The 24719-nt window shown below is 56.6% G+C and carries 21 protein-coding genes, 2 tRNA genes, 1 pseudogene and 1 riboswitch; of the genes and pseudogenes, 14 read left to right on the plus strand and 10 right to left on the minus strand.

From position 1 onward, the window contains the following. Positions 1-252 precede the first annotated feature (252 nt). The gene (locus tag AC2FGB_RS18700) at positions 253-1188 is read right to left on the minus strand and encodes a LysR substrate-binding domain-containing protein (RefSeq protein WP_496694612.1); all 936 of its coding nucleotides are present in this window, start codon (positions 1186-1188) and stop codon (positions 253-255) included. A 239-nt stretch (positions 1189-1427) separates the two neighbouring features. Between AC2FGB_RS18700 and AC2FGB_RS18705 the strand changes: the two genes are divergently transcribed. From AC2FGB_RS18705 to AC2FGB_RS18725, 5 genes are all read left to right on the plus strand, one after another. Further along, the gene (locus AC2FGB_RS18705; protein WP_271951752.1) at positions 1428-2381 is read left to right on the plus strand and encodes an ABC transporter substrate-binding protein; all 954 of its coding nucleotides are present in this window, start codon (positions 1428-1430) and stop codon (positions 2379-2381) included. Between the two features lie 82 nt (positions 2382-2463). Next, positions 2464-3492: a quaternary amine ABC transporter ATP-binding protein gene (locus AC2FGB_RS18710; protein WP_271951750.1), complete on the plus strand. Its 1029-nt coding sequence runs from the start codon at positions 2464-2466 to the stop codon at positions 3490-3492. After that, a complete protein-coding gene (locus AC2FGB_RS18715; protein WP_496690448.1) occupies positions 3492-5474 on the plus strand; it encodes an ABC transporter permease in 1983 nt (660 codons plus the stop codon). The genes AC2FGB_RS18710 and AC2FGB_RS18715 overlap by 1 nt, the downstream gene beginning before the upstream one ends. A 1-nt stretch (position 5475) precedes the next feature. Continuing rightward, positions 5476-5847, plus strand: a complete 372-nt coding sequence (locus AC2FGB_RS18720) for a cupin domain-containing protein (protein ID WP_142640214.1) — start codon at positions 5476-5478, stop codon at positions 5845-5847. Next, positions 5844-8243, plus strand: coding sequence for a trimethylamine N-oxide demethylase (locus AC2FGB_RS18725; protein WP_496690449.1), 2400 nt, complete (start codon positions 5844-5846; stop codon positions 8241-8243). Before AC2FGB_RS18720 ends, AC2FGB_RS18725 begins: the two co-directional genes overlap by 4 nt. A gap of 410 nt (positions 8244-8653) precedes the next feature. Here the strand turns inward: AC2FGB_RS18725 and arsJ are convergent, their stop codons facing one another. The 3 genes and pseudogenes from arsJ to AC2FGB_RS18740 all read right to left on the minus strand — a co-directional run bounded on the left by arsJ (position 8654) and on the right by AC2FGB_RS18740 (position 11749). Beyond that, positions 8654-9913 carry an organoarsenical effux MFS transporter ArsJ gene (gene arsJ, locus AC2FGB_RS18730; protein ID WP_496694613.1) on the minus strand — a complete coding sequence of 420 codons (1260 nt, stop codon included), beginning with the start codon at positions 9911-9913 and terminating at the stop codon, positions 8654-8656. Further along, positions 9910-10908, minus strand: coding sequence for an ArsJ-associated glyceraldehyde-3-phosphate dehydrogenase (locus AC2FGB_RS18735; RefSeq protein WP_496690451.1), 999 nt, complete (start codon positions 10906-10908; stop codon positions 9910-9912). The genes arsJ and AC2FGB_RS18735 overlap by 4 nt, the downstream gene beginning before the upstream one ends. Beyond that, positions 10905-11749 (minus strand): annotated as a pseudogene (locus AC2FGB_RS18740) (arsenate reductase/protein-tyrosine-phosphatase family protein). The gene AC2FGB_RS18735 and the pseudogene AC2FGB_RS18740 overlap by 4 nt, the downstream one beginning before the upstream one ends. A gap of 176 nt (positions 11750-11925) precedes the next feature. Between AC2FGB_RS18740 and AC2FGB_RS18745 the strand changes: the two are divergent. Continuing rightward, positions 11926-12001: transfer RNA gene (locus tag AC2FGB_RS18745), tRNA-Thr, on the plus strand. A 251-nt stretch (positions 12002-12252) separates the two neighbouring features. On the opposite strand, the gene AC2FGB_RS18750 is transcribed toward AC2FGB_RS18745, so the two are convergent. After that, positions 12253-12328, minus strand: a tRNA-Lys gene (locus AC2FGB_RS18750). A 212-nt stretch (positions 12329-12540) separates the two neighbouring features. Between AC2FGB_RS18750 and dapF the strand changes: the two genes are divergently transcribed. Together dapF and mtaB are read left to right on the plus strand one after the other, a co-directional pair. Next, positions 12541-13383, plus strand: a complete 843-nt coding sequence (gene dapF, locus AC2FGB_RS18755; protein WP_271951728.1) for a diaminopimelate epimerase — start codon at positions 12541-12543, stop codon at positions 13381-13383. Then, positions 13380-14636 carry a tRNA (N(6)-L-threonylcarbamoyladenosine(37)-C(2))-methylthiotransferase MtaB gene (gene mtaB, locus AC2FGB_RS18760; protein ID WP_496694615.1) on the plus strand — a complete coding sequence of 419 codons (1257 nt, stop codon included), beginning with the start codon at positions 13380-13382 and terminating at the stop codon, positions 14634-14636. Before dapF ends, mtaB begins: the two co-directional genes overlap by 4 nt. A gap of 79 nt (positions 14637-14715) precedes the next feature. Here mtaB and AC2FGB_RS18765 read toward each other — a convergent pair whose 3' ends face one another. The 3 genes from AC2FGB_RS18765 to petA are packed head-to-tail and all read right to left on the minus strand — an operon-like array spanning position 14716 to position 17446. Beyond that, entirely contained in the window at positions 14716-15501 is a 786-nt protein-coding gene (locus AC2FGB_RS18765) for a cytochrome c1 (protein ID WP_496694616.1), read from the minus strand. Between the two features lie 17 nt (positions 15502-15518). Next, positions 15519-16850 (minus strand): cytochrome b, encoded by a 1332-nt coding sequence (gene petB, locus AC2FGB_RS18770; protein ID WP_142640230.1) that lies wholly within the window; start codon positions 16848-16850, stop codon positions 15519-15521. A gap of 11 nt (positions 16851-16861) precedes the next feature. Continuing rightward, positions 16862-17446 (minus strand): ubiquinol-cytochrome c reductase iron-sulfur subunit, encoded by a 585-nt coding sequence (gene petA, locus AC2FGB_RS18775; protein ID WP_496694641.1) that lies wholly within the window; start codon positions 17444-17446, stop codon positions 16862-16864. Between the two features lie 485 nt (positions 17447-17931). Between petA and AC2FGB_RS18780 the strand changes: the two genes are divergently transcribed. Next, positions 17932-18375, plus strand: coding sequence for a c-type cytochrome (locus tag AC2FGB_RS18780; protein ID WP_142640232.1), 444 nt, complete (start codon positions 17932-17934; stop codon positions 18373-18375). A gap of 13 nt (positions 18376-18388) precedes the next feature. On the opposite strand, the gene AC2FGB_RS18785 is transcribed toward AC2FGB_RS18780, so the two are convergent. Continuing rightward, entirely contained in the window at positions 18389-19003 is a 615-nt protein-coding gene (locus AC2FGB_RS18785) for an FMN-binding negative transcriptional regulator (RefSeq protein ID WP_142640234.1), read from the minus strand. Between the two features lie 54 nt (positions 19004-19057). Then, positions 19058-19203: riboswitch (FMN riboswitch) on the plus strand. Between the two features lie 128 nt (positions 19204-19331). Here AC2FGB_RS18785 and AC2FGB_RS18790 point away from each other — a divergent pair. The 5 genes from AC2FGB_RS18790 (at position 19332) to cobO (ending at position 23247) form a co-directional block, all read left to right on the plus strand. Then, entirely contained in the window at positions 19332-19772 is a 441-nt protein-coding gene (locus AC2FGB_RS18790) for a 6,7-dimethyl-8-ribityllumazine synthase (RefSeq protein ID WP_496694617.1), read from the plus strand. Between the two features lie 94 nt (positions 19773-19866). After that, a complete protein-coding gene (aroC, locus tag AC2FGB_RS18795) occupies positions 19867-20967 on the plus strand; it encodes a chorismate synthase (RefSeq protein ID WP_271951712.1) in 1101 nt (366 codons plus the stop codon). Beyond that, the gene (locus AC2FGB_RS18800) at positions 20951-21601 is read left to right on the plus strand and encodes an HD domain-containing protein (RefSeq protein ID WP_496694618.1); all 651 of its coding nucleotides are present in this window, start codon (positions 20951-20953) and stop codon (positions 21599-21601) included. Before aroC ends, AC2FGB_RS18800 begins: the two co-directional genes overlap by 17 nt. A gap of 54 nt (positions 21602-21655) precedes the next feature. After that, positions 21656-22591 (plus strand): DMT family transporter, encoded by a 936-nt coding sequence (locus AC2FGB_RS18805; RefSeq protein ID WP_496694619.1) that lies wholly within the window; start codon positions 21656-21658, stop codon positions 22589-22591. Positions 22592-22647: 56 nt separating this feature from the next. After that, positions 22648-23247, plus strand: a complete 600-nt coding sequence (gene cobO / locus AC2FGB_RS18810; protein WP_271951707.1) for a cob(I)yrinic acid a,c-diamide adenosyltransferase — start codon at positions 22648-22650, stop codon at positions 23245-23247. A gap of 475 nt (positions 23248-23722) precedes the next feature. Here the strand turns inward: cobO and AC2FGB_RS18815 are convergent, their stop codons facing one another. Then, a complete protein-coding gene (locus tag AC2FGB_RS18815; protein ID WP_496690456.1) occupies positions 23723-24589 on the minus strand; it encodes a branched-chain amino acid aminotransferase in 867 nt (288 codons plus the stop codon). Positions 24590-24719: the final 130 nt, after the last annotated feature.

The following is a 24719-nucleotide window of genomic DNA, read 5'->3' on the forward strand; positions in this document are numbered from 1 at the left end:
CCAATCTCCTGAATCGGCTTCTTCTTCGCCTCACGCGCAATTTCGATGTCAGATTTATAGCTCATTGGGTTTCGGTCTCCCTGCATAAAATAGGCCAATAGTATTCCAACCAGAACGGCAAAGAGCCGAACCAGATTCGCATATATTTTTCTTTAAAGTAAATATTTATTCCCTAGGGTCAATATACGAGTTTAACACTCCCTGAAAGTGCTACTCGATTCATCATTAGGAAACAGAGGCTGGCCACAGCGATCAGGCGTATCTTTTCCGACCCGCGCTGAGACCAAGCAACCAATCTTCAACGATGCGCTGCTCTGGGAAAGCTTTGTGAAGAGGCCTTTTTAACAGGTAGTATCCGGACTGTGTTCGCACTGATGCGCCCAGAACCGGCCTGACCAAAGTGCCGCTTTCAAGCAAAGGATCAACAAGATGGGCCCAACCCAATGCAATTCCCAGTCCATCGACAGCTGCTTGCACTGACAACGGATAGGTATTGAACTCCACTGCCTGTTCCATCGAGGACGTCGATACCCCATTGCCACTGAACCAAGTGCGCCATGTCATCCACTCTGCATGGCCACTGGCCACTTCAATAAGGTCCAGTTCCGGCAGCGCAGATATATCTGCCGCTTTGGGGTTGCTCTTGAGATACTCTGGGCTGCAGACCGGAAATACGGTTTCTCCGAACAAAAGCTGTGCCTCGTATCCCGGCCAATCGCCATCTCCACGCAGGATCGTCAAGTCCATCGAATCCGACAGGCACTCTGCGTCGCTGTCAGAAGAGACCAGCGAAATACGGATGCGGCCATTTGATTTGTTGAACTTGCGAAGTTGCGGCATCAGCCAAAGAGAAGCAACAGAGTTGGTGGCGGAGATCGATACCGTGTTGGCCTGATGTTTGGCCAGCATATCCCGGCTGACATCCCGCATCAGGTCCAGCGACTTCTCCACGGTTGCCAGCAGGATGGCCCCTTGTTGGGTAAGCGAAACAGATCGGTGCCCTCGCACAAACAACGGCACATCATAGTGTTGCTCTAGCAACCGCACTTTGCGGCTGATCGCCGTTTCAGAGATGTTCAGAACCTTACTGGCCTGCGCAAAGCTCTGCGCCTTTGCGGCAGCTTCAAACGCCAACAAATAGTCGAGCGGTGGAAGGACTTTCCCTGTGACTGAAGTTTTCTTTGGCATTTCAGAGCGGATTCCCGAACTGGACGTTATAGCGATCGAAAAACATTTGGCCTCATCTGCTGGCAATCGATCAGGCAACTAATTGTTAAGATAGCAAAAAGTCGGGTTAGCCTCAAGAATTTATGGTCAAAGACCCTCAAATTTCTGTTCTGCGTCTGGGGCGATTCTGCGCAGAATGCACAAATTCGGGGCCGGAAGAGTCCACAACCTAAAAAATGAACATCACTCAGGGAGCAAACATGAAACTTACAAACCTCCTTTCTGCTGCAACTTTGGCAGCAGTTGCGGGAACAGGGGCGACTGCAGAAGACAGCAGCGACCCGATCGTGATCCCAATTCACAATTGGTCCAGCCAGATCGTGATGTCGAACGTTGTCGGCCTGATCTTTGAAGAGATGGGCAACAACGTCGAATACGTCACCACCGACAGCCAGGCGGTCTATGAATCGGTGCGCCTGGGCGATGTGGCGTTGGAGATGGAAGTCTGGGAAGGCGCGTTTGGCGCGTCCTACAGGGCGGCATTGGAAAAAGGTGGCCTGCATGACGCAGGCGATCATGACGCCGTTACACGTGAGGATTGGTGGTATCCCATGTGGACCAAGGAATCCTGCCCGGGCCTGCCAGATTGGAATGCATTGAACGACTGCGCACACCTGTTCGCGACAGCCGAAACCGGCGACAAGGGTCGGTATCTGGATGGTCCAGTTGACTGGTTGAAGCATGGTAAAGAACGCGCCGAAGCACTTGATCTGAACTTTACCGTGATCAATGCGGGTTCCGCCGCAGCCCTTTGGGCCGAGATAGGCGCGGCTGAGGCCGACAAAACGCCGGTACTGGTTTTTAACTGGACGCCAAACTTTGCCGAAGCCGTCTGGCCTGGTGAGTTCGTTGAGTTCCCAGCATGGGAAGACGGATGCGACAAAGACCCAGCCAAGGGTCCTAACCCGAATGCGTTGTATGATTGCGGCAACCCCGCCAAAGGTTACCTGAAAAAGGCAGCCTGGGATGGTATGAAAGACAAATGGCCGGCCGCGTATTGCGCCCTGACAGAGATTTCTTTCACCAATCCGCAGATTGCTGAGATGGCGAAGCTGGTCGATACTGATGAGCTTGAACCGGAAGAAGCCGCCGAAGAATGGCTGGACGCCAACCGCGCTGTCGTCGATCCTTGGATCAGTTCCTGCAGCTCATAATCCGGCTACATCCACCGAAACTGGCGCGGCCTTGACCATCTGATCGATGCAAGGCCGCGCTCAACAAGAAAGTTAGGCAGCCATGTCCGCCACAGCGCCTGTCATCTCAGCCAAAAATGTATGGAAACTGTTTGGGCCCTCGCCAGAGAGCTACCTGAAGTCCATGCCCGCTGGCCGCGGTTTTGATGAAATCCGTGCAGATGGGTATATCGCCGGTGTCAAGGATGTCTCGATTGAGGTTGGCCGTGGCGAAATGCTGGTCATCATGGGTTTGTCAGGGTCAGGCAAGTCGACGCTGGTACGTTGTTTTTCGCGCCTGCACGACATTACAGGCGGAACGATTGAGGTTGACGGTCAGGACATCATGAGCCTGAGCGAGCGCGATCTGATTGAATTGCGCAGAAACAAGATGGGCATGGTGTTTCAGTCTTTCGGACTGCTGCCACATCGCACGGTTTTAGACAACGTGGCCTTTCCGTTGGAAATGCGCGGACAAGATCGTCATGATCGGCGCGAACGCGCGCTGGAAGTCATCAAGTTGGTGGGCCTTGAAGGTCGGGAAGAATACTTCCCACGGGAATTGAGCGGCGGCCAACAGCAAAGAGTCGGAATCGCCCGGTCGCTCGCCATTGAACCCGATATCTGGTTTCTGGACGAGCCATTCTCGGCGCTTGATCCACTGATCCGCCGCGAAATGCAGGATGAATTCCTGCGATTGCAAGAGATGCTGGGCAAAACCATCGTTTTCATCACGCATGATTTTGACGAAGCGCTACGTCTGGCAGACCGGATTGCAATCATGCGCAACGGCGCGGTCGAACAATGTGACACCCCCGACAAGATTGTGATGAACCCTGCCACCGAGTACGTGGCCAAGTTTACCGAAGATGTCGACAAGGCCCGGGTCGTACATGCCAAAGGCCTGGCAAAACCTGTGAACGGTCATGCCTTGGAGGGCGCACCAATCAATGGTGGATCAACCATTCACGAACTGGCGCGGGTTCTTGTCAACGATAACCGCATTCTTTTACCGGTGGCGGATGACAATGGCGTTGTCACCGGTGTTCTGGAACGTGACGCCGCATTGAATGTTCTGCTTGGAGCTGAATGATGGCGGCGCTGTCCACCGAAGTACCGGACACTTCAGACGGGACGTGGGGAAAAACCAGAGTCCTGACTACACTTCTGGTCGCCGCCTTCGTGCTGATCGTTGCCAAAGCTGTCGGAGTTCTGCCCGAATGGCTAAACCGCATCCCCGAAGCCGCGATTCCGCCGACGGCGCAGGTTCTGGATGCAGTCTTCTACTTTATCCAAAATGATCTTGGCCTGATCTATGTCACACGATTTATCGCCGAAGGTCCGCTTGAGTTCCTGCTGGATACGTCAGCGAACCTTCTGGAAGGCAAGCGCCGTTGGCCCAATCTAGGTCCGATCCCATGGTCCGCAATCGCCGCAGTGGCAGCCGTCGTCGGCTACGCCGTAGGTGGTTGGCGTCTGGCCGCATTAGGCGCGGGAACCTTCATCTGGACGGCCGCGATCGGGCAGTGGAAGATCGCCATGCAGACGATGTCTGTCATCGTGGTTGCCGCACCGCTGGCGTTTCTTTTGGGCTTGATACTGGGCATCGCCGCCTGGAAATACAGCTGGTTCGAGCGGATGCTGAAACCCATGCTGTCCGTGCTGCAAACCCTGCCCTTCTTTACGTATCTCTTGCCAGCAGTGATCTTTTTTAAGGTCGGACCGACAGCTGGGGCCGTCGCAACAATTACTTTTGCCATCCCGCCGATGATCCTGATGACCACTCTGGGCTTGAAAAAAGTCAGCCCCGAAGTGATCGAAGCAGGCCAGATGTCTGGATGTACCAAATGGCAGATGTTGCGCCACGTCTACGTTCCAGCCGCGCGGACCGAGGTTCTGGTCGGCGTCAATCAGGTGATCATGTTGTGTCTTGCGATGGTTGTTCTGACCGCCTTTATCGGAATGCCCGGTCTTGGCGCGAAACTGCTGGCGATGATGGGTAGTTTCAAGCTGGGCCGTTCTTTCGAGATTGGCGTAACCATCGTCCTTCTGGCTGTCACGTTGGATCGGATGTCAAAGGCCTGGGTCGTCAAACAGCCAGTGCACTTCGAACGCGGCACCCCGTGGTGGAAGCGCCACCAGATTTCGCTGGTCGCACTGGGTCTGTTTGTTGGGTTCACTCTGCTGTCTCAGGTCTTCCCGATCCTGGCCGAAATTGGCCGCAAGCAGCATCTCAGCCAGGGCAAAGAAATCGACGTGGTTATCAAGTCGTTCCTGGCCATCGACATGATCAAAGGGACAACCGAATGGTTACGCTGGTTTCTGAACGTCAAGGTTCTGATTCCATTCCGGAATACGCTACTCGCCATTCCAACTCCCGCGTTCATCCTGCTGGTTGTTTCCTTTGCTTATTGGGTTGGTGGCCGAAAGCCCGGCATCTACGCAGCAGTCTTCTTTACGATTGTCGCGTTCTCGGGCTGGTGGGATCGGTCGGTTATTACTTTGTATACCGTGATCTCGGCCGTTGCGCTGGCAACCATGATCGGTATCCCCCTGGGCGTTGTCGCTGCGCGGTCCGCGCGTTGGTCCAAGAGCATTTTGCTGGCTTGCGACACTGCGCAAACCTTCCCCAGCTTCATTTACTTGATCCCTGCGATCATGTTGTTCGGGGTCAATGATGTCGCGGTTGTGTTCTCGATTCTGATCTTCGCCGCCGTCCCGCTGATCCGGTACACTATTATTGGCCTCAGCAACGTGCCGCCGGAAATGACCGAGGCAGCAGATATGTCCGGCTCGACCCGCCGGCAAAAGCTTATGTCGGTTCAGTTCCCTCTGGCGCTGCCAACTATGGCGGTCGGGTTTAATCAAGCCATCATGTTCGCCTTCTTCATGGTCATTATCGCGGCCTTCATTGGAACGCAGGACCTGGGGCAGGAACTTCAACGAACTCTGGCAGGTACCGAACTGGGCAAGAACTTTGTGCTCGGCATGAATGTCTCGCTGATGGCGCTTACCTTCGACATGGCGATCAGCAGTTGGGCTGATCAGCGCAAAAAGCGGTTGGGGCTCGACTAAGATGGCACAACAGCAGAGCGCACGCACCGTTATCCGCTTCGATGACCCCGGATTTGTCCGGATGCGGATGGACGGCCTGCCCGATGCGCAGGTCTGGTGGAAGAATATCAGTTTCGATGAAGAAACCGGACAAGGCAGCTATCTGATGAAGATGGCGCCAGGCACACGTTCGAACCCTCATGTCCATTACGGGCCGGAAGAGTTCTTTGTGCTTGAGGGCGATCTGACCGACCACGACGGGTTTCGATATCGCAGCGGCGATTTTGTCAGCCTTGCTGCCGGGTTCAGCCACTATTCGCGAACCGAGGCGGGATGCCTCTTGGTGGTTACCCATCGTGGTGCAACCGAAGCCATTCAGGAAAACACACTATGAATGTGAAGCCGGTCTTCGAAGTTCCATTCGAACGCAGCGGGGTTCTGGCCCCCGGCCTTCCGATCCTGCCGCATGGAACGGAACGCCACCCGATCCCCGGAATGGGGTCGCGCGCGGTACCGGTGTCCAAGGGCGATACCATCACGCTGCTGGACCGCGATGGGATGCAACCGGCTGAGATGGTCTTCTTTTCTCCTGACCGAAGCTCCGATGCAGCCATGCTGGGCACACAGGGGCATGGACGGCCCGAAGGTTTGATCGCAACCCTCGCAAATGGATCAGCATCTGGCAAAAAAGTTCTGCGTGCATTGGAAATCGCGGGCTTCGACATCGGAAAAGGCGACGCAATCCGGGCATTCGCTGGCGGTTCACGCCCGGGCGACATGGTGCATTTCGTGGCGGAAAGCGATGGTCTTTTGATTGTCGCTGCACCAGGCAAGGCTATGCGCCCTGAGGACAACAACCCTCCTACGGATATCATCTTGTACATCCAGCGCTCAGCGCCCGGATTGGAAAAGCCCGATGTCGGACCGCCCGATCCGCTGGCCGATCCGCTTAAGGATTTCAATATTCAGCCGGGAAATGCGCACTCATATGAAGTGAAGGCCGGTGAATTCATCCAGATCGTCGATATTCGTGGCCGAGAGTGTTCCGATTTTCAGGCCTTCAGCCGCCGCGCACTGGATCAGGGGATCGAGCGTGAAATCGACCCGACAACAACACGCAGCCTGATGGGCAGCTTGTATCCTCAACCCGGGATTTTCTCAAAGTACTGGTCAGTAGATCAAGAGCCTTTGATCGAAATCGTTCAAGATACCTGTGGGCGCCATGACACGTTCGGTCTGGCCTGTACGGCGCGATATTATGAAGACCTTGGCTATCCCGGCCATGTGAATTGTTCGGACAATATCAACAAGGATCTGGACCAATATGGCATCAAGCCGCGCGGTGGCTGGCCAGCGATCAACTTCTTTTTCAACACGATGCTGGATGACACCAACGCCATTGGCATGGACGATCCGTGGTCGCGACCCGGTGACTTCGTCCTGCTGCGCGCCCTGACCGATCTGGTTTGCGTCAGCACCGGCTGTCCCTGCGATATCGACCCGGCAAATGGCTGGAATCCAACAGACATTCAAGTGCGAACCTATAAGGCGACTGAGGATTTCAAGCGGTCCTATGGCTATAGAAAATCTGCGGAGGCGGATGTGGAAGAAACTAAGAAAACAGCATTTCACGACTGCTTTGCACGGCACACCCGTGATTTCGTCGAATACAATGGCTATTGGCTGCCCAACACGATGACCAATCATGGCGCGATTGCCGAATATTGGGCTTGCCGGGACAAGGTTGCTGTCATGGACCTCAGCCCGCTGCGCAAATACGAAGTCGTGGGACCTGACGCCGAAGAACTGATGCAGCTTTGCGTGACCCGCAACATGAAAAAGCTGAGCGTTGGTCAGGTCGTTTATACGGCCATGTGCTATGAGCACGGCGGTATGATCGACGATGGCACCGTCTACCGGTTGGGTGAGACGAACTTCCGCTGGATCGGTGGGAATGACACCAGCGGGTTGTGGCTGCAGGAACAGGCGCTCAAACGCAATATGAATGTCTGGGTGCGCAACTCTACGGACCAGTTGCACAACATTGCAGTTCAGGGGCGGCATAGCCGCGACATACTTTCCAAGATATTCTGGACACCGCCTCAGCAACCAACGATCGACGAACTGCCGTGGTTCCGGCTTTCGGTCGCGCGGGTTGGTGATGTGCAGGGGACTTCTGTTGTAATTTCTCGGACCGGCTATTCCGGAGAGCTTGGGTATGAAATCTTCTGCCACCCCAAGGATGCCGTCGAAATCTTTGATCGTGTCTGGGAGGTGGGCCAAGAGTATGGCATTGCGCCTCTGGGCCTGGGCGCATTGGACATGTTGCGGATCGAGGGCGGTCTGATCTTTGCCGGGTCAGAATTCGACGATCAGACCGATCCGTTCGAGGCCGGCATCGGCTTTACTGTGCCGCTGAAATCAAAGACCGACGACTTCATTGGGCGGGCGGCGATAGAGGAGCGCAAGGCCCACCCACACCGCAAACTGGTTGGATTTGAGATCGAAGGGGGTACGGTCCCCTCACCCGGTGACTGCGTGCGCGTTGGGAAAGCGCAGGTCGGAGAGATTACCAGCGCGATGAAATCACCCATCCTCGGCAAGGTCATCGCTTTGGGTCGGGTTTCCGTTACCCATGCCATCGTTGGAGCGGACATCGAAATCGGGCAGCTGGACGGCCAACAAAAGCGGTTGAAAGCCAAGATCGTGCCATTCCCGCATTTCGATCCAACAAAGGAACGTGTGAAGGGAATGTACGCAGAAGCGACGGTTCCGAACGCTGCAGAATAGCGACGGTGGTCTGACATCAACTTCTACCCGACCAAGGAATGCTGATGCTCGGACCTCATGCAACTCGAGTGGTGGCATTCCAAGTCAAATGCCTCTGGGCAGTGACATTGGATTGTTAAGGCTGAGCGGTCGGCCACGAACCACTGCAAGCCTTATTGCTTGGGTACCAAAAAAAAAATCTTTTGCTTCAGTGAGCTTTCGAACGCGTTGCTTTGCGCGCTTCCCGAGTGTGCCACTGAGATTTCGAAACAACAAATTGGATCCGCTGAAATGCCCTGCGGCATCGCCAATAAAGCGTTTCTGCCGGATAGCGTAACATGTAGGGGCTAATTCCATTTGTCCCGTCACAGAATTCATCGGCAAAAATAATGACGTCCATGCCGCATTCGCGAGCAAGCTTGGTGAGAATGCTAACCCACCGCCAAACGGTCCTGCATCCTGTCCGAGGCCATGGCGGACAGAGCGACCATTGTTGCGGCTGTTCCCAGAACCATTGCCAAATCACCGATCTGGTAAGTGAGGCCAGACAGCACTGTGCCCAGCAATCGGCCAGCCGCGTTGGCCATGTAATAGAAACCGACATCCATCGTGACCCGCTCGGCCTGAGAAAAGGACAGGATCAGATAGGAATGCAGCGAAGAGTTCACGGCAAAGATCACTCCAAAGATCAGCAAGCCGATCACCAGCGTAATGGTCAGCCAAGTGGCGGGCCCCGAGGATAAGGCTACAGCGACGGTCAGGGCGGCAGGCACGCAGAACAGGGTTACGGCCCAATCGCGCGCGGCGCGGATCAATTGGGGCTCGGACCGGTCAGAGGCGCGCAGGATCTTCGGGGCGCTGGCCTGAACTGCGCCGTATAGGATGATCCAGGCCGCCATGAATGTCCCGATCATGAAAAAGGCCGCTCGGTTCCCGGTTTCGGACCCGTCGGACAATACCGCATAGAAATAGATCGGAATCCCGACCACAAACCACACATCGCGAGCGCCAAACAGAAACATGCGGGACAAGCACAGCCAGTTGATATTGGGGGATTTCGAAAAAACCTCAGAGAATTTTGCGCCTTTACGCCCTTTGGGCAGGCCCGGCGGCATGAATAGAACGACCGCGATCAGGATGACGCCCAGCACCATAGCCATGGCCAGCACCGCCCAGTTAAAGCCAAACGTTGCCAACAGACCTGCGCCCAGCAAAAAGCCCAGCCCTTTGACCGCGTTCTTGGACCCGGTCAGCAGGGCAACCCAGCGAAACAGGCCGCCATCCTCGGTCGGGGCCAGCAGTTTCACGGCGGATTTCGAAGACATCTTGGCCAGATCCTTGGCCACGCCGCTGGCACCCTGAACGATCATGACAAAGGCCACTTTAGCTGGAATGGCCCAATTAGGGTCTAGTTGAGTCAGCAGCAGCAACGCCCCCACCTGCAGGCCAAGCCCCGCATAGAGCGTCGAGGTCAACCCGAACCGAGCCGCAATCCAGCCCGCCGCCAGATTGGTGCCGATACCGGCAATTTCATACAGAACAAACAGATAGGCCAGCTGGACCGGCGAGAAGCCCATCGTATGAAAATGCAGCAGCACCAGCATACGAAGCGCGCCGTCGGTCAGCATGAATGCCCAATAGGCTGCCGTGACCGCGATATAGGCGGACAACCCTTCGGGCTTCTGGGTCACAGCGCGGCTCCGACCATGAGCGCGACGTCGACCAGACGGTGCGCGTATCCCATCTCATTGTCATACCAGGCGTAGATCTTTACCTGGGTGCCGTTCACCACCATCGTCGACGGGGCGTCGATGATCGAAGAACGCTGATCATTGGTATAGTCGGTCGACACCAGAGGGCGGGTTTCATAGCCCAGAATACCCTTCAAATCTCCATCGGCGGCTTCTTTGAATAACGCGTTGACCTCTTCGACGGTTGTTTCCCGCTCTACTTCGAACACGCAATCGGTCAGCGAGGCATTCAGCAGCGGCACCCGGACCGCGTGACCGTTCAGCCGTCCTTGGAGTTCCGGGTAAATCAGGGTGATTGCCGTGGCCGAGCCGGTGGTGGTCGGGATCAGTGAGTTCAGAGCCGACCGCGCGCGGCGCAGGTCTTTGGCCGGGCGATCCACGATAGTCTGCGTGTTCGTTACGTCGTGGATTGTGGTCATCGACCCGTGGCGAATGCCGATATTCTCATGGATCACCTTGACCACCGGCGCCAGGCAGTTGGTGGTGCAAGAGGCAGCCGTCACGATGTGATGCGCGCTCGGATCATATGTACCTTCGTTCACGCCCATCACGATATTGGCGGTCGGGCCATCCTTGACCGGTGCCGAGACGACAACCTTCCTGACGCCTGCATCAAAATATGGCGCCAGCTTGATCTCGGTTTTGAAGGCGCCTGTGCAGTCAATCACCACGTCGACCCCGTCCAGTGGCAGCGCGTTCAGGTCGCGGGTACCGACAAACGGCAAGTGCATACCCTCTATGGTGACGCTGTCTTTGTCATAGTCAAAATCTGCTTCCCAGCGTCCATGAACCGTGTCGAATTCCAGCAAATGCGCGTGCATTTCAGGATCACCGATCCCGTCATTGATCCAGGCGATCTTTGCGCCTTTCTCCAATAGTGGTTTCAGGGCCAGCTTGCCCATCCGGCCAAGGCCATTCACGGCGTAGGTTGTCATGTCATGTCCTCGTCAGATGTTCTGGCAATATCGTCGACAGCAGATTGCAAGGCGATCCGGTCGAGGCTTTCGACCGGCAGCGAGGTAAAGGCCTCGATCCTGCGCCTGAGCGAACCATAGGCGTTCTGGAAGGCCAGGCTTTTTTCAGCCTTCGTGCCTGTCGCCATGACCGGGTCGACCACGCCCCAGTGACCGCTGATCGGCTGGCCATCCCAGGCCGGGCATTCCTCATTCGCGGCCTGATTGCAGACGGTAAAGACAAAATCCATCTCGGGCACGTCAGAGGTGGCAAATTCTGACATATGTTTCGAGCGCAGAGCCGAAACATCATGCCCTTTGTCCTTAAGGACCTGCACCGCTATAGGGTTGAGCCCGGATGAAGGCTGCGTTCCCGCAGAATATGCGTTGAAACGCTCACCCGCCAGCGCGCGAAGGATAGATTCAGCAAATATCGAACGGGCGGAATTGCCAACGCACAGGAAAAGAACGTTATATTTTCGGTCCGCTGATCTGTCGCTTTCCCAGCCTGACGGGATACAGATTTCGGGGCGTCCGCGGCAGCAATCGTTCAGTAGGTAATCCAGCATCTGCTGCACATTCTGCATCTCGATCGAGTAGAGCAAAGAGGTACCAGACCGATTCTGCCGGACCAGCCCCGCCTGTCGCAACGCGTTCAGATAGTTCGATAATGTGTTGGGCTTGATCCCCAGCCCCAAGGCAAGCTCTCCGGCCGGGACAGCGTCAGGAAAGCGTCAGGAAAGCGTCGCATCAACATGCGAAACACTGAAAGCCGTTGCGGGTGACCCAAAGTCGCCAGTTGTTCTGTTGCAGTAATTTCCATATTTCATGAAATATCGAAATATATAACTGCAGTCAACCCGGTTCCGATTTCCAGTGCGCGCCGGACCCTCAAAGAACGGTGATAACGAAATGCGGAAACAGGTGCTTCTAAGGTCATGAAACCCGGGATTTCACCGCTTGCAAGCACCTGCACGAGGGTTTAAACGAGCCTCGCTTGCCTCAATAGCTCAGCTGGTAGAGCAGGTCCTTCGTAAGGACAAGGTCGGGGGTTCGAGTCCCTCTTGAGGCACCAATTACATTCAGAGGCTAACAGAAGTCGCAAACCCTTGAACGTAAAGTGATTTCTGCAGTTCGAAGGGTTTTGTCCCGCCAACTTGCCGTTTGGATTCTCACACCCGTAATTGGACGAAGGTGACATCGAAGCAGCCATCGCCGATAAGCTACAATCGCCACGGATCTCCTCGGCAGATCATCGCACATGCGGTGTGGTTATACGTTCGCATCAATCTGATCCTGCGTAACGCCTTGGTGCTATGTAAAAAGTGGTGAGCCGTGCAGGATTCGAACCTGCGACCCACTGATTAAAAGTCAGTTGCTCTACCAACTGAGCTAACGGCCCACTCTTTTGTTTGGATCCTTTGGATCCGTGGCGCTCTGTAAGGCATTTTCCCGACTGGGTTCAAGGCCTTATTTCACACCTCGTTACGCCTGTAGTTTCTTTCGAAACGGCGTCCCGATAGGCGGCCTACTTAGGCAGGTGGCGCAAGGGGGTCAACCCCTTTTTTCACGAATCTGCGCCACAGGGTGGATTCCCATCCACAGCAACGTTATATGCCCGCCATGCAAGGAATTCAGAACACCGGATTGCCCTTTATGAAGATGCATGGGCTGGGCAATGACTTTGTCATTGTGGATGCGCGCGCGCATGAGGTCGGGGTGACACCAGCCTTGGCTCAAGCCATTGGGCATCGGCAATTTGGGGTCGGCTTTGATCAGCTCGCCGTCATCGAAAACGGCGCATCAGATGCCCATCTGGTGTTCTACAACGCCGATGGCTCGACCTCGGCCGCCTGTGGCAATGCCACCCGCTGTATCGCGCGGTTTCTGATGGAGGAAACCGGCAAACAGACCCTGACCCTGACCACCGAGCGGGGAACGCTCTATGCAAGCGATGCGGGGGACGGGCTGACTTCGGTTAATATGGGACTGCCGCAGCTGAACTGGCACGAGATTCCACTGACCGAAGACGTGGACACCTTGGAACTGCCGATCGAAGGCGCCCCAACCGCCACCGGCATGGGAAACCCGCATTGCACCTTCTTTGTCGACAATGCCGAGGCGATTCCGCTGGCAGAGTTCGGCGCACGGTATGAATATCATCCGCTCTATCCAGAACGGACCAATGTACAAGTGGCACAGCTGATCGGTCCGGATCATATCCGCATGCGCGTATGGGAACGGGGCGTTGGCATCACCCTGGCCTCTGGCTCTTCGTCCTGCGCAACGGCCGTGGCCGCAGCCCGGCGCGGCCTGACCGGACGCAAGGTTCAGATCGAGCTGGACGGCGGCACGATTTGGATTGATTGGCGCGACGATGGCGTCTGGATGACCGGCCCTACCGCCCATGTCTTCTCAGGCCTGCTGACGCCGGAATTCCTGAGGTCGCTGGGATGAACCCGCCCAAATTCGCCACGCTGGGCTGCCGCCTGAACGCCTATGAGACCGAGGCGATGAAAGAGCTGTCGCAACAGGCCGGTCTGACCGATGCGGTGGTGGTGAACACCTGCGCCGTGACCGCCGAAGCCGTGCGCAAGGCCCGGCAGGAAATCCGCAAACTGCGCCGCGAAAACCCGAATGCCCGGCTGATTGTGACCGGCTGCGCTGCGCAGACAGAACCGCAGACCTTTTCCCAGATGGAAGAGGTCGATGCCGTCATTGGCAACACGGAAAAGATGCGACCCGAAACCTGGAAAGGTATGGCGGCGGATTTCATTGGTGAAACCGAGGCCGTCCAGGTTGATGACATCATGTCGGTTACCGAAACCGCTGGCCACCTGATCGACGGGTTTGGCACTCGTTCCCGCGCCTATGTACAGGTTCAGAATGGCTGTGACCACCGCTGTACCTTCTGCATCATCCCATATGGCCGCGGTAATTCGCGCAGCGTCCCCGCGGGCGTTGTTGTGGACCAGATCATGCGTCTGGTCGATAAGGGCTATAATGAGGTCGTTCTGACCGGCGTCGACCTGACCTCATGGGGGGCTGACCTGCCTGCCCAGCCAAAGCTGGGTGATCTGGTTATGCGCATCCTCAAGCTGGTGCCTGATTTGCCGCGCCTGCGGATCAGCTCGATCGATTCGATCGAGGTCGATGAAAACCTGATGCAGGCCATTGCCACAGAACCCCGCCTAATGCCTCACTTGCATCTGTCGCTGCAGCATGGCGACGATCTGATCCTGAAGCGGATGAAACGCCGCCATTTGCGTGACGATGCGATCCGCTTTACCCAAGAGGCCCGCAAGCTGCGCCCCGAGATGACCTTTGGCGCTGACATCATCGCCGGTTTCCCGACCGAGACCGAGGCTCATTTCGAAAATTCGCTAAGGCTGGTTGCCGATTGCGATCTGACATGGCTGCATGTCTTCCCCTACTCCAAACGCGAAGGTACACCCGCTGCCCGCATTCCGCAGCAGGTCAACGGCAATGTCATCAAAACCCGCGCCGCCCGTCTGCGTGCCGCTGGCGAGGTGCAGATTGCCAAGCACCTGACCGCGCAGGTTGGCAAAATACATCACATCCTGATGGAAAATCCGCATATGGGCCGCACCGAGCAGTTCACCGAAGTCACGTTCAAAACCGCTCAATCCGAAGGGCAAGTCGTGACCGCCACCATCACCGGCCGCTCCGCAACACAGCTCTGCGCCTGAACCGCCCCTTCCACACGCTTGCAACAAAAAACCCCCGCTGCCAATGGCGCGGGGGTTTCTAACTTTTCTGAAAAGGCGCTTAGTGTTTCTTCTTGCCTTTAACGCCTGCCCACAGACGCTTGTTGACCAGGTACAGCAGGACCGACAGAAGCGTCAGGAAGACAACACCGACAAAGCCCGAATACTTACGCTCCATCATCTTCGGTTCAGCCGTCCACATCAGGAAGGCTGCAACGTCTTCCGACATATGCTCGACGTCATTTGCGTGGCCATCGGCAAACTCGACCTGCTCATCCGACAGCGGGGGCGCCATCGAAATCCAACCACCGGGGAAGGCGGTGTTTTCGTACAGAATCGTTCCCGCTTCTTCCTTTTCGTGGCCGGTATAACCATCCAGCAACGAGGCGATGTATTCCGGGCCGCCCATGCCGTTGACCAGCTGGTTGATCCCCAGACCGTAAGGGCCGTGGAAACCTGCGCGCGCCTTGGCCATCAGGCTCAGGTCGGGTGCGCCAACGCCATCATTGGCGGGGAAATGGTCAACGGGTTTAGCCGGGCGGAAATCGTCCAGCTCGGGGTCGAACACTTCAAAGTTGCCCGCCGCATAGGCGGTGACTTCGTCTTCCGAATAGCCCAGCGCTTCGAGGTCACGCAGAGGCACATAGCGCAGGCCGTGACAGGCCGCGCAAACCTCGGTGTAAATCTGCAGGCCGCGCTGCAACTGGTGTTGATCCCAGGTTCCGAACGGACCTTCGAATGAGAATTGGAAGTCCTCGATATGCTGTTCGCCTCCGCCTGCCGCGTTAGACGCGACAGGAGCAAGTGCGATAGCAAACGCGGCACCGATTGCAAGTTTCTTGAACATGTTTCCGGTCCCTCTTCTTACTCGGCCGGCGTGGCATCGGCGTCAGCCTTGCCATAATGCGCGTTGAAGTCTTCTTCGATGGTTTCCGGCTGTGCATCGGGTTTTTCGATGACACCCAGAACCGGCAGGATCACGAAGAAATAGCCGAACCAGTAGGCCGATGCGATTAACGAGAAGGTCGCATAGGGCTCTTCTGCGGGCATCGCACCCAGCCACATCAGGGCAAAGAAGTCGACGATCAGCAGGTAGAACCACCATTTGAACATCGGCCGGTATTTACCCGAACGTACGGTTGACGTGTCCAGCCATGGCGCCAGAGCCATAGCCAGGATCGCACCAAACATCGCCAGAACACCAAAGAACTTGGCGTCAATGATGCCGCCGGTGATGAAGCTGGCGAATTGAACAACCCAGACCTCGCCGGTAAAGGCACGCAGGATCGCGTAGAACGGCAAGAAGTACCATTCGGGCACGATATGTGCCGGTGTTACCAGCGGGTTGGCTTCGATGTAGTTATCCGGGTGGCCCAGATAGTTCGGCATGAAACCAACAATCGCCCAGAACACAACCAGGATGACCGCCAGTGCGAACAGGTCCTTGATCACGAAGTAAGGCCAGAAGGGCAGCGTGTCTTTCTCGGCCTCGGCTTTCGAACCGCGGCGAACCTCAACACCTGTCGGGTTGTTGTTGCCGGTGGTGTGGAAAGCCCAGACATGCACGATGACCAGCGCCGCAATTACAAAGGGCAGCAGGTAGTGCAGCGAGAAGAAGCGGTTCAGCGTGGCGTTGTCCACAGCCGGTCCGCCCAGTAGCCAGGTCTGGATCGCGTCACCCACAAACGGTATCGCACCAAACAAGCCGGTGATCACGGTCGCACCCCAGAAGGACATCTGACCCCAGGGCAGAACATAGCCCATAAAGGCAGTGCCCATCATGCAGAGATAAATCAGCATCCCGATGATCCACGTAACCTCGCGCGGGGCTTTGTACGAGCCATAGAACAGGCCGCGGAAGATGTGGATGTATACCGCGACAAAGAACAGCGATGCGCCGTTCATGTGCAGATACCGCAGCATATAGCCGCCATTCACGTTGCGCATGATGTGCTCGATGCTAGCAAAGGCCAGATCAACATGCGGAGTGTAGTGCATCACCAGAACGATACCGGTGACAATTTGCAGGACCAGGCAAAACGCCAGGACGATGCCCCAGATCCACCACCAGTTCAGGTTCTTGGGGGTTGGGATCATCAGGGTGTCATAGATCAGGCCGACGATGGGCAGGCGGCTGTTCAGCCACTTCTCGCCACTTGTCTTCGGCTCATAGTGATCGTGGGGAATTCCGGACATCTGGGTCTCCCTTAGCCGAGTTTGATGGTGCTGGCGTCCGTCCACTCAGCGGGCGGAACGGGCAGGTTTTCAGGTGCAGGACCTTTGCGGATACGGCCAGCCATATCGTAATGCGAGCCGTGGCAGGGGCAGAACCAGCCGCCAAAGTCACCAGCATCGCCCAGCGGGACACAACCGAGGTGAGTACAGACGCCCATCTGGACGATCCAGGCACCGGCCGCTTCGCCTTCCGGCGACGGCATCACGCGGTTTGCATCCGTGGCCGGTGCATCAGCATTCAGATTGAAGTTACGGGCCAGCGGGTCAGGCAGGGTATCCACGCCATCGGCGTCCTGCTTCTGCGCTTCGTCGATTTCGACACCGGTGCGGTGACGGATGAACACGGGTTTGCCCAACCATTTGACTGTCAGCTGGGTTCCGGGCTCGACACCGCTCACATCCACGCGGATCGAGGACAGGGCCTGAACGTCTGCCGAGGGGTTCATTTGGTTGATCAGGGGCCATACGGCTGCACCCGTCGCAACGACACCTGCGCCGCCTGCGACGTAGTAGAGGAAATCTCTGCGGGTGCCTTCGTGGTCTTCTGCGTGGGACACGAGGTTTTCTCCGATTCCGGCGCCCGGCAATACCGGGCAAACATGCATCAGCACCGCATCAAAGCGGCGTCTCATCGCGGCTATCTATCCGGGAGAAATCGGTTCGTCCAGCGGTCATAGGCGCGCACTACGCCGCATCTTGGCATTCATGTCACAACGAAAGGCGTTTTTTTCAAGGGATGGGCCGGATTACCCGTGAAAGTTTGCCCTGCCGCGCGGGTGGTTCACGGAGTGATTCGGATGGCAACTAGGCAACGAAAACACCCTCACAACACAGAACCCGAGACTGTTGGCAGGCGAAGATCTGCAAAATTCTGACCTGATTTTGCCACGCAAAAATCCACTTCGATTGAATCTACCTCGGCTAAAATAGTGAGTTAAAAATAGATATTTTTCAACACACTAGACGAGTCTCAATTCGATTGCACATTTGGCTGGAATGTCCCAAGGGCCTGTAACAGGACCAACCTTAGCGGGACTTTTCCATGCCAAAGCTTTTTACAGCCACTCTGACCTTCGCCCTGACCCTTTCATCGCAATCCATCGCCGCCGGCGATCCGGCAAAGGGGGAAAGCCTCTACAATCGGTGCTCTTCGTGCCATGCAATTATCAAAGATGGAAAAGTTCTGGTCAAAGGCGGCATCACCGGGCCGAATCTCTATGGGGTCGTAGGCCGGGTGGCCGGAACAGAAACCGATTACCTGAACGGAAGCGAACGCCTACCAATCGGGATGTACACCGATGACATGATCCGTGCAGGCCAGGAAGGGCTGGTCTGGACACAGGAAAACATCGTCGAATATTCGCAGGACCCGATTGTTTTCCTGAGGGACTATCTGGATGACGAAACCGCCCGTCCGAACATGAGCGTCAAACTGAAAAAAGGGGCTGAGGATGTCGCCGCTTATCTGGCGACCTTCAGCAACTGACCAGCCCGTCCGCTCACCTAGACCGCATGAGCGCGGCGAGGTGAGTGGTCTCGCTTCCGAACCCGTCTACCGCCACATGATCTGCGGCGGCTAGACGGACATCGTCCGGCTTGTTCTGGTTCAGCTTCCAGGTGCCCTGAATGTCATCTACCTGCAACTTGCAGGGCACAATCATGCGCATCATCTTGTCCAGAGCCTCCGCGCTCATCTTGCTGGCGCTCCAGGGTGGCTTGGGGTTCAACCGGCGCTCATAAAAATCCGACTGACGATCGAGTAAATCGCGCAACGCGTCCTGCGGAAGAAGCGAAAGCGTTCCGGTCAGGTGCACCGCCACATAGTTCCAAGTGGGCACCTGATCCTCAATCCCGTACCAGTCGGGCGAGATATATCCGTCAGGCCCCGATACAGCGATTCGAACCGTGCGCGGTTCATTCAATGCCCGGACGATCGGATTGGATCGCACCAGATGCAGCGAGGCTTCTGCGCCATCTTCTGACAACAGAAACGGCACATGGCTAAGCAAAGGCCCCTGGTCCGCTGACAAAGCCAAAACACCAAATGCGCGCTCGCGCGCAAAAGCAATATGACTGTCACGATCCTCGGCGCGGAAGGCGGGATTGGGGTGCATGGCGGTCCTCCTGCAAAAGCTCTTGCAGAACCGCGCACCTATTGGCAAGGTGCGCCTCGTTCTCAGGGCGGGGCGGAATTCCCCACCGGCGGTATGCGGGCGATGAGCCGTAAGCCCGCGAGCGGCCCCTTTTCGGGGTGTCAGCAGATCTGGTGAGAGGCCAGAGCCGACGGTTACAGTCCGGATGAAAGAGAACGTGCAGTGTGCCGGTAACCCCGCGCGCCTGCTCGTGATCGCCTTGGGTGACGTGTCATGTCGTGCTGGCAGCGAAAAGTGGGAACCGGTTTTCGCAACCGCCAGCAGACCACCAAACCGGAAGGAGATCTTGATGACACACACCCGCTATGCGTTTGTTAAGGCCAGCTGGCATGCCGATATTGTCGACCGTGCACTCGACGGGTTTCTGGAATTGATACCCGCCGATCAGGTGGACGTGTTCGACGTTCCAGGCGCGTTCGAAATGCCCCTGCTGGCCCGCGATCTTGCCCAGACTGGGCGCTACGCAGCTGTGACCTGCGCGGCCTTTGTGGTGGATGGCGGCATCTACCGGCATGATTTCGTGGCGCAAGCTGTGGTCGACGGGTTGATGCGCGCAGGTCTGGATACCGGTGTTCCGGTTCTGTCTGTTTCGCTGACGCCGCACCAGTATCAAGAGACGGACCACCACAATGCCATCTACCGCGCGCATTTCGTGGATAAGGGGCGCGAGGCGGCACAGGCGGCGTTGAAAATCACCGCCATGAGGACGCAGCTGTCCTCGGCGGCCTGACCGGAAAGGGTTGGGGTGCTGCGCCCCAACCGCAAATCCGCTTGAGGCTACGGGCCTTGCCCGCTAATCACGATGCTCAGAAGGAGCACGCCTTATGTCGATGAACAGCTTTGGCCATCTTTTCCGCGTCACCACTTGGGGTGAAAGCCACGGGCCCGCCTTGGGTGCCACTGTTGATGGCTGCCCGCCGGGGGTGACCATCGACGCAGAGGTGATCCAGCACTGGCTGGACAAGCGCAAACCAGGACAGAATAAATACACCACCCAGCGGCGCGAGCCCGATCAGGTGAAAATCCTGTCCGGCGTGTTCGAAGGGCAGACGACCGGAACTCCGGTCCAGCTGATGATCGAGAACACCGATCAGCGGTCAAAAGACTACGGCGATATCATGGAAAAGTTCCGCCCGGGCCATGCTGATATAACCTATTGGCAAAAATACGGTATCCGCGATTATCGCGGCGGTGGCCGCAGTTCGGCGCGCGAAACCGCCTCGCGCGTTGCCGCCGGGGGCCTGGCCCGCGAAGCCATCAAGCAGATCGCGCCGAATGTGCAGATCACCGGGTACATGACCCAGATCGGCCCGCATAAGATCGACCGCACGAATTTCGATTGGTCACAGATTGAACAGAACCCATTCTGGACGCCCGATGCGACAGCCGCCGAGGATTGGGCCGCCTATTTAGACGGGTTACGCAAGTCCGGCAATTCGGTCGGGGCAGTGGTTGAGGTCGTCGCGCGTGGTGTCCCTGCCGGGATTGGTGCGCCAGTTTATGCCAAGTTAGACACTGATCTGGCCGCAGCGATGATGTCGATCAACGCAGTCAAAGGTGTTGAGATCGGCGAAGGCATGGCCGCCGCTGAACTGACCGGCGAGGCCAATGCCGATGAGATCTTCATGGGGCAGAATGGCCCGCAATACAGCTCGAACCACGCAGGCGGCATACTGGGCGGGATTTCGACCGGGCAGGATATAGTCGTACGCTTTGCGGTCAAACCGACCTCGTCGATTCTGACCACGCGCAAAACGATCACCAAATCCGGAGAAGAGACCGAGATCATCACCAAAGGCCGCCATGACCCTTGTGTCGGCATCCGTGCGGTTCCGGTTGGCGAAGCGATGATGGCTTGCGTAATCCTTGACCACCTGCTCTTGCACCGGGGTCAGATCGGCGAGAACCGTGGCCATATCGGCTGAGCTGCGCGGCATCGTCGCGCAGCGCATGAAAACAGATCCTGCCCATGATCTGGCGCATCTGGATCGCGTTTGGATCAATGTACAGGCCATCGCGGACACGCAAGCAGATATTCGGGTTCTGCTTGCGGCAAGCTATCTTCATGACCTGGTCAACTTGCCCAAAGATGACCCTGATCGTCACCTCGCCTCACGCCAATCTGCGGCTGAATCAGAGCCTATTCTAGCGAAATTGGGGTTTTCTCAGCCTGAAATCGATGCCACTCAACACGCCATCGCCGCACATAGTTTCTCGGCCGGGATACTGCCTGAAACGCCCGAGGCCCGCATCCTTCGCGACGCAGATCGGCTGGATGCGCTGGGGGCCATCGGCATTGCGCGCAACTTCGCTGTTTCAGGTGATCTAGGTCGCGACCTGTATGATCCCGAGGATGCTTTTGCCACTGCCCGCGATCTGAATGATCAGCAATTCTCGATTGATCACTGGAAGGTCAAACTGTTGAGCCTGCCGGCAGACATGCTGACGCCCACCGGGCGCGAATTGGCACAGGCGCGTGTGGCACGGATGATCCGGTTTCTTGAGGCGTTCAGCGAAGAGATCGGCCAACCCCTGCCCGACACGTGGAAATCTGCCTGATTGGTACAATCCAATCGTTGATCTTTCGCAGTCAAAGGCTCAGGTTCTCGGCCAATGGCACAATCCCTGACTTCCCACCGACCCATGCTTGCAGTGGGCCTGAAACTGGCCGCGTTGGTTCTGTTCACCTCAATGTCTGCACTGGTCAAGGCCCTGTCCGAAGATTTCCCGCCCGGCGAACTGGTGTTTTTCCGGTCGCTCTTCGCCATTCCCGTCATCATTGCCTGGTTGCTTTGGCGCGGAGAGCTGGCGCAGGGCTTTGTGGTCAAAAAGCCGATGGGTCATTTCTGGCGCGGCGTTCTGGGCACTAGCGCCATGGGTTTGACCTTTACGGGTCTCAGCCTGTTGCCACTCCCCGAGGTAACAGCGATAGGCTATGCCACGCCGATCTTCACCCTGATCCTAGCCGCGCTGATTCTGGGCGAGCGCATTCGCATGATCCGCATCGGTGCCGTCGCGCTGGGATTGTTGGGCGTGCTGATTATGGTTTGGCCAAGGCTGGGCACCACCCAGATGGAGATGGCAGCCACAATCGGGGCGCTTTGCGTGCTGGCGGCCACACTCGCCCGTGCCTTTGTTCAGATCCACATCCGGCAGCTGGTCAAGGTGGATCACCCGGCCGCGATCGTGTTCTATTTCTCGATGACCGCTACCCTGCTTTCAGCTCTGACCGCGTTTTGGGGTTGGACCATGCCGACGTTTAATCAGGCTCTAATTATGATCATAATGGGGTTGATCGGCGGTGTTGCACAGATTCTGGTCACCTCGTCCTATCGCTTTGGTCAGGCCTCAATGCTGGCGCCCTATGACTATACCACCATGCTGTTTGCCATATTCATCGGCTATATCTGGTTTGATGAGCTGCCGACGCTTGCGATCCTGTTGGGTGCGACGCTGGTGATTGCGGGCAATGTGGTCGTGATCTGGCGCGAACACCAGCTGGGACTGGAACGCGGCAAGGCCCGGTCCCTGACCGATCACAAAGCGTGACTTTACCTTTTTCAATCTTGCCCTAGTTTGGGCCCAACAATCTCAGAGGTGCCCGAATGAGCGACGCGCAGGATCACAAAGAAAAGATGCAGCAGGTGCAGGCCAAGCACCGCAAAAAAGTGTCCGAGGCCGTCGACCCGGGCCGTGGTCTGGTGCTGATCAATACCGGCAAGGGCAAGGGCAAATCCTCGGCCGCGTTTGGTGTCGTGATCCGAGCGCTGGGATGGGGTCAGAAAGTTGCCGTCGTACAGTTCATCAAGGGCAAGTGGAAAACCGGTGAGCGACGGTTCTTTGAAGAGCGCGACTTGGTCACCTGGCACACGATGGGCGAAGGCTTTACCTGGGACACTCAGGACCGCGAACGCGATATCGCTGCTGCCAACGCCGCTTTTGACAAGGCGCGGGCACTGATGGAAAGCGGTGAGTATGATCTGGTCGTTCTGGACGAGATCAATATTGCCCTGCGCTATGAATATCTGACTGTCGATCAGGTGATCGACGGGCTCAAGGCGCGGTCCGACAAGACCAGCGTGTTCCTGACTGGTCGCGATGCGCCACAGGCGCTGCGCGACTATGCCGATCTGGTTACCGAAATGACCGAGGAAAAGCACCCGTTTCAAGCCGGGATCAAAGCCCAGCGCGGCGTCGATTTCTAGGATTAGAGTCAGTTTTACAGAGCGGGTAGGCCGGGTTGAGGGAATGCTAGCGCAAGGTCTGATGAGCGGGCTATGCGGTCATTGGCAATACTTTGAAAGCCAGCTTGAATTCCAGACGTAAACTCGACATGGAACCGAAACTAAATGACTTATGAAGAATGTTTGCGGTCCATATATTTCGACTGGGAAAGCTGGTTAATTGCCCTTGTGGCATTGGCTATCTCGCTCACTTTCTGGAAAAACACTAAGAAGGGCTTGGCCGTCGTGTCTGCTTGTTTCGGTTTGCTGCTAGCCTCTTCATGGGCTTATCTGTACTACGAAATGAATTGCGTGGAACTCATCCGACCATAGGAAGTTTGGGCTCAATTCGGTCATTGTAAGGTAGTTTACGCACTCACACATCTAACCGTACCTGTTGACGGTTGCCCAAAAGCAAAAAAACCCCGCCAAGGCGGGGTTTCAACTTGGTTGCAGGTTATGCCCGCACCAGTTTTTCGTAATCTGCGGCGATTTCGCGGGTGAGGTCACCGACCTCGAACGTATAGTCGCCGATCTGGCCCACAGGCGTGACCTCGGCCGCAGTACCGGTCAGCCAGCATTGTTCAAAATCGGCCATCTCTTCGGGTTTGATGCGGCGCTCATGCACTGTGATGCCTTTGTCTTTTAGCATCTGGATCACTGTCTGGCGGGTGATCCCGTTCAAAAAGCAATCGGCCAGCGGAGTATGAACTTCGCCGTCCTTCACAAAGAAGACGTTCGCCCCGGTCGCCTCGGCAACATAACCGCGCCAGTCCATGAACAGCGCATCCGAGCAGCCCTTGGCCTCGGCCTTATGCTTGGAAATGGTGCATATCATGTAAAGCCCGGCCGCCTTGGCATGGACCGGGATGGTTTCAGGGCTGGGCCGCTTCCATTCCGCGATATCCAGCTTGGCGCCCTGCATCTTGGCGTCGCCGTAATAGGCACCCCAGGGCCAGACCGCTACGGCCATGCGGACCGGGTTCTTGGCCGAGGCCACGCCCATATCCTCACCCGAACCACGCCAAACCAGCGCACGGACATAGGCGTCCTGCAAGCCACTTGCCTTCAGCGCGCCTTCCTTTGCCGCTTCGATCTGGTCGATCGTATAGGGCATCGGCATGTCCAGCGCCTTGGCCGAGGCGACCAGCCGTTCAGAATGCTCCCGACTTTTGAAAATTTTGCCGTTATAGGCCCGCTCGCCCTCAAAGACCGAAGACGCATAGTGCATCGCATGGCTCAGAATGTGGACATTCGCCTCGCGCCAGGGCACAAGTTCTCCATCCATCCAGATGACACCGTCACGATCATCATACCCCGCCATGCGAAACCTCCCTGCCTGGGTTGAATATTCCGATTATTGCGCAATATAGGTCCGAAGTGGACATAAAGTTGCGCAAAAACTGCGATTCGATACCTGTCCGCTCTTGGAATGTCAACAACGCTGACATAAA

The organism is Ruegeria sp. CDSC021 (assembly GCF_059610845.1).